Raw genomic sequence first — 703 nt, forward strand, 5'->3', positions numbered from 1 at the left:
GAAGTAAACGAACTGTCTTCCACTGCGACATCATCATTGACCACTACTTTATCGACGCTTATGTCTTCAGCTTCCGCTAGTTCAGCCGCCATTTCGAAATTCATGACATCCCCTGTGTAATTTTTGATGACTAAAAGGACACCTGCTCCACCGTCAACGGCTTTTATCGCTTCGAAAACCTGGTCTGGTGTAGGCGATGTAAAAACTTCGCCTGCAACCGCAGCGTCCAGCATCCCTTGTCCAACGAATCCAGCGTGGGCCGGTTCGTGTCCGCTTCCGCCGCCGCTCACAAGCGCTACCTTCTCTTTGACTGGAGCATCGCTTCGAACAATAACCGTTGTATCCTCAAGCCTCTTCATCGCATCCGGATAAGCGGAAACAACTCCATCCAGCATTTCCGTAACCACTTCATTTGGGTCATTGATTAACTTTTTCATCTGGCTTCTCCCACCCTTTTTGGAATTTAAAAAAGAAAACCACTCAGGCACCTTCTTAATCAAAGGTGCCTGAGTCTACGTTTATTTGAATTTTCTTGTTGCTTCAACTGCTTTCTGCCAGCCGCCATACAGCTCTTGCTGCTCGCTTTCGCTCATGTCACCAGTGAACGTACGATCATTAGTGGACTGCTCTTTGATTTCTTCTTTATCTTTCCAATAACCGACGGCTAGTCCAGCTAAAAAGGCTGCACCGAGCGCTGTCGTTT

Annotated in this window: 1 protein-coding gene and 1 pseudogene; both read right to left on the minus strand. The window is 47.5% G+C overall.

Going from position 1 to position 703, the window contains the following annotated elements; all coding sequences use genetic code 11:
* A partial coding sequence (locus tag LD39_RS17990) for a dihydroxyacetone kinase subunit DhaK (protein ID WP_035551106.1) occupies positions 1-437 on the minus strand: 437 nt, incomplete at its 3' end.
* An 81-nt stretch (positions 438-518) separates the two neighbouring features.
* Positions 519-703, minus strand: a pseudogene (locus LD39_RS23225) (glycerol kinase); the annotation flags it as partial.

Origin of the sequence: Halobacillus sp. BBL2006, from assembly GCF_000786645.1 — a bacterium.
Classification (GTDB): Bacteria; Bacillota; Bacilli; order Bacillales; family Halobacillaceae; genus Halobacillus.